At 55.8% G+C, this 9,278-nt stretch carries 5 protein-coding genes, 3 tRNA genes and 1 rRNA gene; 1 reads left to right on the top strand and 8 read right to left on the bottom strand.

Features of this window, described 5'->3' with window-relative positions:
- Nucleotides 1-132: 132 nt before the first annotated feature.
- From ACMKFF_RS04090 to ACMKFF_RS04075, 4 genes are all read right to left on the bottom strand, one after another.
- Nucleotides 133-4,488, bottom strand: coding sequence for an S-layer homology domain-containing protein (locus ACMKFF_RS04090; protein WP_419496132.1), 4,356 nt, complete (start codon nucleotides 4,486-4,488; stop codon nucleotides 133-135).
- Between the two features lie 67 nt (nucleotides 4,489-4,555).
- Complete coding sequence (locus ACMKFF_RS04085) at nucleotides 4,556-5,731, bottom strand: family 20 glycosylhydrolase (RefSeq protein WP_419496131.1); 1,176 nt, start codon at nucleotides 5,729-5,731, stop codon at nucleotides 4,556-4,558.
- 27 nt (nucleotides 5,732-5,758) lie between these two features.
- Nucleotides 5,759-6,493, bottom strand: coding sequence for a hypothetical protein (locus ACMKFF_RS04080; protein ID WP_419496130.1), 735 nt, complete (start codon nucleotides 6,491-6,493; stop codon nucleotides 5,759-5,761).
- Nucleotides 6,494-6,710: 217 nt separating this feature from the next.
- Complete coding sequence (locus ACMKFF_RS04075; protein WP_418486691.1) at nucleotides 6,711-7,652, bottom strand: DegV family protein; 942 nt, start codon at nucleotides 7,650-7,652, stop codon at nucleotides 6,711-6,713.
- A gap of 140 nt (nucleotides 7,653-7,792) precedes the next feature.
- Between ACMKFF_RS04075 and ACMKFF_RS04070 the strand changes: the two genes are divergently transcribed.
- The gene (locus tag ACMKFF_RS04070; protein ID WP_419496129.1) at nucleotides 7,793-8,737 is read left to right on the top strand and encodes an alpha/beta hydrolase; all 945 of its coding nucleotides are present in this window, start codon (nucleotides 7,793-7,795) and stop codon (nucleotides 8,735-8,737) included.
- A 92-nt stretch (nucleotides 8,738-8,829) separates the two neighbouring features.
- Here ACMKFF_RS04070 and ACMKFF_RS04065 read toward each other — a convergent pair.
- From ACMKFF_RS04065 to rrf, 4 genes are all read right to left on the bottom strand, one after another.
- A tRNA-Trp gene (locus ACMKFF_RS04065) sits at nucleotides 8,830-8,905 on the bottom strand.
- Nucleotides 8,906-8,928: 23 nt separating this feature from the next.
- A tRNA-Ile gene (locus ACMKFF_RS04060) sits at nucleotides 8,929-9,005 on the bottom strand.
- A 49-nt stretch (nucleotides 9,006-9,054) separates the two neighbouring features.
- Nucleotides 9,055-9,130, bottom strand: a tRNA-Asn gene (locus tag ACMKFF_RS04055).
- Nucleotides 9,131-9,137: 7 nt separating this feature from the next.
- Nucleotides 9,138-9,253: ribosomal RNA gene (gene rrf / locus ACMKFF_RS04050) — 5S ribosomal RNA — on the bottom strand.
- Nucleotides 9,254-9,278: the final 25 nt, after the last annotated feature.

The raw sequence follows: 9,278 nt of genomic DNA, 5'->3' as shown, positions 1-9,278 counted from the left end.
TGACATTCTATTTCTCCTCTATCGAAATACCGGGCTGCGCATGTCCCGGTGCAAAGGATTCAGCTTGTCAAAAAAGTCCAAAGGGACTTTTTTGACAAGATGCCGCCGCCCGGGAGGGCGGCGGCAATGGGTTTATTTTGCGAGCTTGTCCGTGATGGACAGGAACAGGGAGAACAGCTTGGCTGCCTCCGCGCGGGTGGCGTTGCCCTGCGGACGGAACGTGCCGTCCTCGTAGCCGTTCAGGATGCCCGCGATGCGCATGAGCTCGACGAACTCACGGGCATACTCGGAAATCTTGTCGGCGTCCGGGAAGGACTGGGCGGGAGCGGCGTCCTTCGGCAGCTCGATGCCCTGCTTCAGGGCGTAGCGGCCGAAGATCGTGGCCATCTGCTCACGGGTAATCGGCGCCTCGGGGTCGAACTCCGTGGCGGAGACGCCCTCGACGATGCCCTTGTCCTTGGCCCACGCAATGTAGGTCTCGGCCCAGTGGCCCTCGCTGTCCGTGAAGGGATGCTGGCCCTCGTAGGTCTTGAGGGTCTCTGCCTCCTCGAGGGAGCAGGCCAGCAGCTTGACGAACTGGGCACGGGTGAGCTTGCCCTCCGGCTCGTAGGTCGTGGCGGTCATGCCGTTGACGACACCGCGGTAGACGAGGTCGTAGACGTAGTCGTGATACCACGCATCCTCGGCGACGTCCGTGAACTGCGGGACGTCGATGCCGCGCATCAGCGCCATCGCGTAGCGGATCGCCTCGGGGGTGGTCTGCGGGACCACGCCGGGGTCATTCCCGGTTGCCGCCGTCGCAGAGGTGACCTTCAGCTTCGTCAGGGCGAGAATTTCATCGTTTTCGGAAGTATTCCGAATGACGAGCATATTCCCAACAAGCTTAACCGGGTAATACATGTCAACGGTGGAGTTCATTGTTTTCGCCGTCTCGCTGTTGATCTGATAGGTCACTGCCGCGCCCGTCAGGCTACGCATACCGACCTGCACGGAGGCGTAGGTCCCGGTAAGCTCCATCACAACGGCCTGACCCGGCTCGAGATAGATCTCATTCTTCGGGCCGATGTTGACAAGGTCTTTGTCGACCGTAACATTTGTAGTGACCGTGCCATTCGATTCAATAATTGTTGCGCCAGCAATGACATCCTTGTCATCGAATACGGCATCCAGAACTTCATCAACGCCGACCTGATACATCGGGGCGGACATTCCAAAGATGGCATTGTTTACATTTGCCTTTGCGAGAACCATATTGCGGATCTCGGCAGTCTGCATGTTGGCTTCGCCGTCCCGAGCATATGCTTTCTCATAGCGTTCGCCCTGCGTGCCAGTCACACGGAAGCCATCGATTGCCAGTTCCTGGCCCTTAACGAAACGGACAACAACCGTATAGTCATTGAGAGCCATGTCATTGACCGTCCAGCACGGTGTGTTGTAGCCATAACCCGTGTCCTTTGCAACAAATAGGTTGTTCACATCGACAAAGCTCATGCGCTTTAGGTGATCCGTCGTCGCCTCGCTGCCCTCATAGACCTGAACAAGCATGTAGGAGTGATTCGTCACATCCTCTGCATTAACACTCGTATTCTTCGTGCGGAGATACAGCTCCAGGCCCGTTCCATTGAACTTGAAGGTCGCATCGCTGCCGACTGTCGTTGTTCTTGCCACCGTTCCCTCGCTGTTCGCGCTGTTTTCACGGTAGGCAGGATCAAAACCGTAGCTGTTGGTCGCTTGGCCATAGGGTTCCTTTGCTTGCCGAGCGCCATGCGCGGTACCTTCACTGACCCAGTTTGCGGAATACGAAGCAAAGCCTTCCTCATAATAGACCGTCGATGCGGGGATGAAACCGACAGTAAGTATCGCTTCCTCCTTGCCCGTATAGCTGATTGCAATGCTTGCCGTCGCGAGGCTCTTCAGGACCTCGGTCGGCGTGTAGGTAAATGTTTTTGTAGTCTCATCGTATGTAACATTACCATCCGTGACCGTACTGATACGAACCTTGCTCAGATTCGTATCATTCACTAAATCAGTCAATTCAAATTGGACCGGCAGGCCAAAATCAACCACATAGTATTTTTCCAGGTTGTTTGCAGAAATCTTATAATGAAGCGTCAGCGTCTTGCCGTCCTCAGAAATTTCGGCACTGACATACTTATAAAGGCCACTCCGATACTGAGCTGCAACGCCCGGAACAGTTGCAACATTCTTGTTGAACGTCTGGTTAACACCGGAGCTATTCGTAACGTAGGCATCATCCTCAAGTGTAATCTTGCCTGGCGTAACAGTACCGCTATTCTTCAGGGAGTTGAGGTACGTCGGAGGTTCCTGTCCCTGCGTATAAGACATAACGATCTGAGAGGAGATGATTTCCTTGCTGTAGGTATCATCATAGTACACAACATTAAGGTTGCTTTCCTTCTCAGCAGCTTCCAGATAGATCAGGACAAGCTTTGCAGTATTCTTAGCGCTCCATGTTTCCTTGCTGTTCTTTCCGTTGACCATCGGCGTTGTGCCAGAAGATTTGTTCCAGACCTCGCGCTCGTTATACCACTTTGTCACGCCATCATCAAGCGTTGTCTTTTCCCATGTGATGGTGTCAGAGGTATACCACACGTTATTGTCGGTATTTTTATCACGCGTACCATCCGTTACCGTAATCTTGGAAATCGTATAATCTTCATTATTCTTCGGAGCAATAATGCCAATGTCGCGGCCATCCCAGTAGTTGAAGATCGTTGTGGATTTGAAATACATGTCTTTCTCGGCTGGGGAAACCGTGCCGTCCGGGTAGACAACTGCAACCGTCAGTGCGACTTGGCCCTTGTTGCTCGAAGTATCCGGCGTGGTACCATTAGTACCATAGCCCCAGTCCTTGACATAGGTTTCAACTTCCGTAGTGACTTTTGTCTTCTGCAGATAATAGGCAACCGCCTGATCCGTGCTGAGGAAATAATGCCAAGTGCCGTCCAATGTCTTATACTGCCACGCACCGGCGTGATAGCGCACATGGGTAAAGGTCGTGCCGTCAGCGGTCTGGTCAACGCCAGATTTCTCCGTCTGCAGATGATTGGAGTCCAGCCGCATAGCTTGCCAGTAATACACATCTTTCCAGCCGTCAAAATTGGAATAGGCATGGTTCGGTGCAAGCTGTGCAATGTCAACGCCCGCATCGGTGCTTACACCATCAGTTGCAGTGGTAATACTCTTTGTTTTGTTCGACGAAACAGACGCCTTTTCATAAACCGGCGAGTTCGTAATCCAGTACTCCAGCGTCAGCGAAGTATTTGTCATCGCGTCGTCCGGAGCCTTGTCCTGGACAACGATCGTATACAGCACATCGCCAATCACAACCTGCGTCGTGCCTGCCTTCTTACCGGTGAAGGAGATGGTGGTTTGATTAACCGTCGCTGGTGTCGTTTTCAGCGTGTAGGCATAACCCTTGGCGCTACTACTGCTGCTAGACACTGTCCAGTCAGTCCCGGAGAGAGCAATATAATAGTTGGTATAACTACCATTCCAGCCCGTGACTTCAAAATAGAGTTCGCTTGTCTCTGAATACCGACAATAGTTCACATATGTATCCCAATTGCTGGTCTGCTTCAACGTTGTCGTCACTGCAAGTTCCCTAGTTGTGCCGCTCCAAGAAGTGCTTGCATGATACTTTAAGTAGTAACCATTGCTGGACAGATAGTAACCATTGCTGCTGTCATAACCAACTGTCCATTCTGTTGCTTCTGAAAACTCCTGCGTATTCCCGAGAGTTTCTCCACTAAGCTGAAGGAAATTCTTGTTACTGCTATCGCTAATATAAACCTTCAAGCCGCTCGTCAGTCTGCTAGCCTTTTCAAGTGTTTCTGTTGTCTCCTGATCGACATACTTCACATCGACCTTGGCATGTGTGTCATCCAGAACCGTAGTCTTGCCGTCCGTGACATCACCTTTTACTGTTTCCGTCTTCGTCTCGCCAACAGCAACCGTGATCGTCTTCTTACTGGAATACGACTCATTCGTCACCGTAATCTGATAGACGAGATTGCCGACAGTGACGCTCACGTCGCCATTGGCAAGGCCCGTGAAGGTCATCGTCGTCACATTGCTGGCATAGCTCATATCCAGCTTGACGATGCCATTCTTGCTGTATTCCGGGGTATAGCCAGTCAGATTGCCGTTTTCTTCGACCGTCTTCGTTCCATTCGTCGGCACAACAAGGCTCTTCTGCTGCGGTTCTGCCAGCACCACGACCGTGGAGAAATGCGGAGCCGTGAAGGTCAGGAAGCCGTCCTTGATATCATAGTCCTTGCCGTAGTCGATACCGCCGTTTTCATTCATGACACCGGCAGTGATCGTGCAGCCGGTCCAGTTGCCGTCCAGCGGGACCTTGACCGCTGCAGAGCCGGTATAGCTGCCGTTTTCCGTTGTCAGTTCGATGTTCCAAGCACCGGCGACCTTCTTGCCATCCAGTTCCGTGCCCTTATCGACCGCAGCCACAGTGATGCCCGTCAGGCCGGGAGCCGTGACCGAAACACCGGTCGCTTCGTCAGAAACCGTCTTGTTATCATCGATTTTCGGCAGCGATGGTATCCGCCGTCTTGCTGATCACGGAAGCTTCCGTCTCTGCGCCGGGGTAGTCCGCCCAGATGCAGAACATCGCGCCGGACGGATTGTCGATCGTGCCGCCCTGGAACGTCTTATAATTAAAACCGCTGGCCTTTTTAGCATTGCACTGCCAGTTGCTTTTGCCGAGCACCCAGTAATAGTCGCCGTGCGTGTTGACCATCTTGAAGCCCATGCTTGCAAGCGTTTCAGCCGGCATCGGAGTATAGCTGCTCCAGCCATTCGACCAATAGCAGATCACGATATCCGTGTCAAACGTGCCGCTGGAAGTATTGTTTGCAAAATAGATGCCATCATTGAACGCCATCGGGGTCATACCGGCGTTCTTGATCAGCGCGGCAACCGCATTGACATACTCCACATAATAGCTGTACTTGCCGGTGTTCTGCAGATTGCCGAAGCCCATAGAGCCGCTCGTGAACATGTCGTTTGCATACTCGTCCGCGCCCATATTGAAGTACTTGCAGCCCTTGCCCGCGAAATAATCGACATACTTCTGCACGAATGCCTGCGTGAAGGCGACAGCCGTCGAATTCGTGACATCGATGGTACGAGCGGAGCCGTTGTAGGAGCAGGTCTTGCCCGTGAGCGCCTCGGCTGCATCAAGGATCGCATCCATATAGCCCGGTGTGTTGATCACTGGGATGATGCCGAGGCCCTTGGTCTTCGCATAGGCAATGATCTCGTCCATTTCGGACTCCGTCAGTTCGTCCGTCGTGAAATTATAATAAGCCTCGTTGCCCGTATGGATCGCCGCAGCGACCTCCTCACTGGAATAGGTCGTGCCGTTCACGGTCAGGCTCATATCGTCCAGCAGGAAGCGCATGCCGTCGTTGCCGACCGCAAGCATCACATTGTTGAAGCCAGCCGCAGCGGCATTGTCGATGATCTGCTTGATGCTGTCCACGGAAAAATACTTTCTGCCGCAGTCGAGCATGACGATGGAAAGCTCATAATTCGACTTTTCAGCGTCATCCGCCTGCGTCTCAGCCGCCTGCACAGCCTCGGTCGGCTGCTCTGCGGCCGGTTCCTCAGCCGCCGCCGGGAGAACGACGAACGATGCGAGCATCGCCGCGATCAGCAGCAGCGAGAGGAGCGTTTTGCTCAGTTTTCTCATCAATATTTCCTCCTTTTTCTAGGGTGATTACGATTCGTCTGCCGAGACCGCGATGACGGAGGGCAGACCCATGTAGCATTCCGCCGCGAGGACCGTCTGCGACGCGCCGGGGGCCAGCTCCTCGACCGTGGCCATGTAGCTCAGGCCGCCGAAGTAGGTACCGCCGGTGTCCGTGCGGTAGCGGACGGTGACGTTGTGCAGCGTGTCCTCCGTCATGTTGACGAGGACGAGGCCGCCGTCCTGCACCATCACGCTGACGCGGTAGTCCACGGAGAGCGAGCCGTCCGGCTCGACCTCCGCCGAGGCCGCGCAGACGCGGTTCTCGCCGGTGTACTGCGCGGAATTCAGCTCGAAGGCGTAGCACGAGCCGCCAACGGGCAGGTCCGTCACGCGGAAGCGGAGCTCCGCGCCGTCCTCACACGTCAGGGTGATATCCGCCGCGCCGACGGCCATGCCGCCGTTATTCTGCACGATGATGGTGGCAAGCTGGTCGCTCTCCGCGCCGTCTGCATCCACATTCGGGCCGGAAAACGGCAGGACCGCCTGCAGCGTCAGGCCGCTGCCAAGGTCACGCGGCAGCGCAAGCAGTTCCTCTGCCTCCGTTGCGGACTCCTCCGTCGCGCCGGTTGCGGCCTGCGTGGCCTGCGTGGCCTGCGTGGCCTGCGGCGCGGACGGCTCGGTCTGCTCCTGCGGCGTCGAACAGGCCGACAGCAGCAGAGCCGCTAACATGGCTGCGCCCATTGCGCGCAGCAAGTGTTTCATGGGCACTCCCTCCCAGACGCCCCGGCATACTCCGGAGCCTATAGTTGTAAATATTTTACCACGCGTTTTTTGGAAAATCAACAGGTTTTTCCAAGATTTTCTGTTGTAAGACGCCCGAATTTGGCATGTTCCGAAACATAACTTCCAGATTTTGTAAATTGCAGCAAAAAACGGGAGCCAACGGCTCGACTGCCGCTGGCTCCCGCGCGATTCGCGATTATTTTGTTTTTCCCGTCAGCTCCGCGATCAGGCTGCGCTCCTCCGTCAGGCCGGACGAGATCGGGCGGCCAAAATAGAAGATGGCGTACAGGCCCGGCCCGATCGACGCGCCGCAGGACTGGCAGACCGGTACAACGTGCAGCTCCTTCGGGTGGAAGCGCTCCTCGACCAAGGCGCGCAGCTCCTCCGCGCGCTCCGGACGGTCCGAATGCGACAGGAGCATGATCTGCTCCTCCGGCCGCTCGACCGTGCGGGCCATATAGTCGATGGTCGCCTTCAGCGCCGGGGCAAGGCCGCGCGTTTTGCCGATGACGTCACTCAGGCCCTTCTCATTGATATCCGCAAGCGGGCGGATGCCGACGAGCGTGCCCATCACGGCCGCCGCACCCGAGACGCGGCCCATGCGCTTACAGAAGAACAGGTCCTCCAGCACGCCCATCTGGTGCACGCGCAGGCGGTTCTCCTCCAGCCAGTCGGCCGTTTCGTCCAGCGTCTTCCCGGCAGCGCGCAGGCGCGTCGCCGCGATGACGAGCATACCCTCCGCACCGCAGTAGCGGAGCGTGTCGACGCAGCGGATGTGCCGCTCGGGGTACTTTTCCATCAGCTCATTCGCCACAAGGCAGGTGCTGTTGTATGTACCGCTCAGGCCCGAGGACACGGCGACGAACAGGATATCCCGGCCCTGCTGCAGCAGCGGCTCGAACCGGTCAGCAACGTCCTGCAGGCCGATCTGCGCCGAGGTGAACAGGCCGCCCTTTTTATCCTTCATCGTGCCGAAAAACTGCGCGGGTGTCATATTCTTCCAGTCAAGATCCGCATAATGATTGCTGCCGTCCGGGTAGACGAGCGCCCCGGGCACATAGCCGTCCACGCCAAAGCGCTCGCGCAGCGGCGCCGTCAGATCGGAACAGGAATCCGTCAGGATCGCAAAATTTGTCATAAATGTTCTCCCCTTTCCCGGCATTCATTATAGTATGGATGCGTTCATTTTTCAAGAGGGAACAATGTATTTTTATGATTCTGCGTTTACAAAGACGACAAAATTCGATATAATGAAAGAAAAAACGGAGGTATCTTCCCATGCCATTCTGGATATGGCTCATTTTGGGGTTCGTGCTGCTGTCGTTCCTGGGAATGTTCGCAGCGACCTGGCCCATCGCCAAAAAGGTGTATCACAACATTCTCGTCCGGACCGGGCCGGAAAAATGGACCCGTGCAAACAGCTATCCGCCCAATCCGGAGCACTCGCGGATGTTTGACCTCGGCATGGACTGGGCGCGTGAAAACGAAGCGCGCAAGCGGCCCGTTTCCATCGAAAACGAGGGTCTGAAGCTCGCGGGCGAGTATTTCGACTTCGGCCACAAGCGCTGCGCCATCATCTTCCCCGGCCGCACCGAGTCGCTGTACTACAGCTACTATTTCGCACAGCCCTACGCCGAGGCGGGCTGCAACATTCTCGTCGTCGACAGCCGTGCCCACGGCCTGAGCGAAGGCAAATACAACTACTGCAGCACACGCGAGTGGTCGGACGTTATCGCATGGTCGCGCTTCGCGCACGATCAGCTCGGCTGCAGCGACGTGGTGCTGCACGGCATCTGCGTCGGCGGCGCCGCCGTCGTGCTGGCAGCCGCAAAGCCGGACTTTCCAGCCTATGTCTCCCATCTCGTGGTTGAAGGCCTGTTCGCAACGTTTCTGGAATCCTTCAAGCTGCACATGAAGGCCGAAAAGCGGCCGATCTTCCCCGTCCTGTACGAAATTTTCTGGGCCGCCCGGCTGGAATCCGGCATGAAGATCCGCGAAGCGCGGCCCATTCGCGTCATCGGCAAGGTGAAAACGCCGATCCTGTTTCTCCACGGCCGCAAGGACGCCTTCTCGCTGCCGAAGCGCGCAGAAGTGCTGTACGCGGCCTGCAATGCCCCGAAGGAGCTCGTTTGGATGGACGAAGGCTCGCATTCCCACCTGCGCATCAACAATCAGGAGCTGTATGACGGCTCGATCAAGGCATTCCTGCAGAAAACGTTCTAAGAATCCATACTCCCCGGCAGAGCAGCCCTCTGCCGGGCATTTTTGCGCCAGAAACGCAAAAAAGCACCCTGCAAAGATGCAAGGTGCTTTCGTGGCAGGGGCACTAGGACTTGAACCCAGAGCCTACGGTTTTGGAGACCGCCGCTCTACCAATTGAGCTATACCCCTATATCAGATATTATCAGAAAAGGTGGTGGGCCTTCGGGGACTCGAACCCGGGACCGTCCGGTTATGAGCCGGATGCTCTAACCAACTGAGCTAAAGGCCCATAAGGTTTAAGTAAAGAAATAGCCGCCACCAAGTGGCGGCTATTTCATTGGCTCCCCCTGTTGGACTCGAACCAACGACACACGGATTAACAGTCCGTTGCTCTACCGACTGAGCTAAGGGGGAATATAAGTGTTGGCGTTACCTATCTTCCCGTGCAGTCACCCGCAAAGTATTGTCGGCGCAAATGAGCTTAACTTCTGTGTTCGGGATGGGAACAGGTGTACCCTCACCGCAATCAACACCAACTATTTATCTGTCTTCAGGCTTCTGC

Source organism: Faecousia sp. (assembly GCF_048519415.1).
Classification (GTDB): domain Bacteria; phylum Bacillota; class Clostridia; order Oscillospirales; family Oscillospiraceae; genus JAZOXB01.
This window is presented reverse-complemented; position numbering and strand designations above follow the sequence as displayed.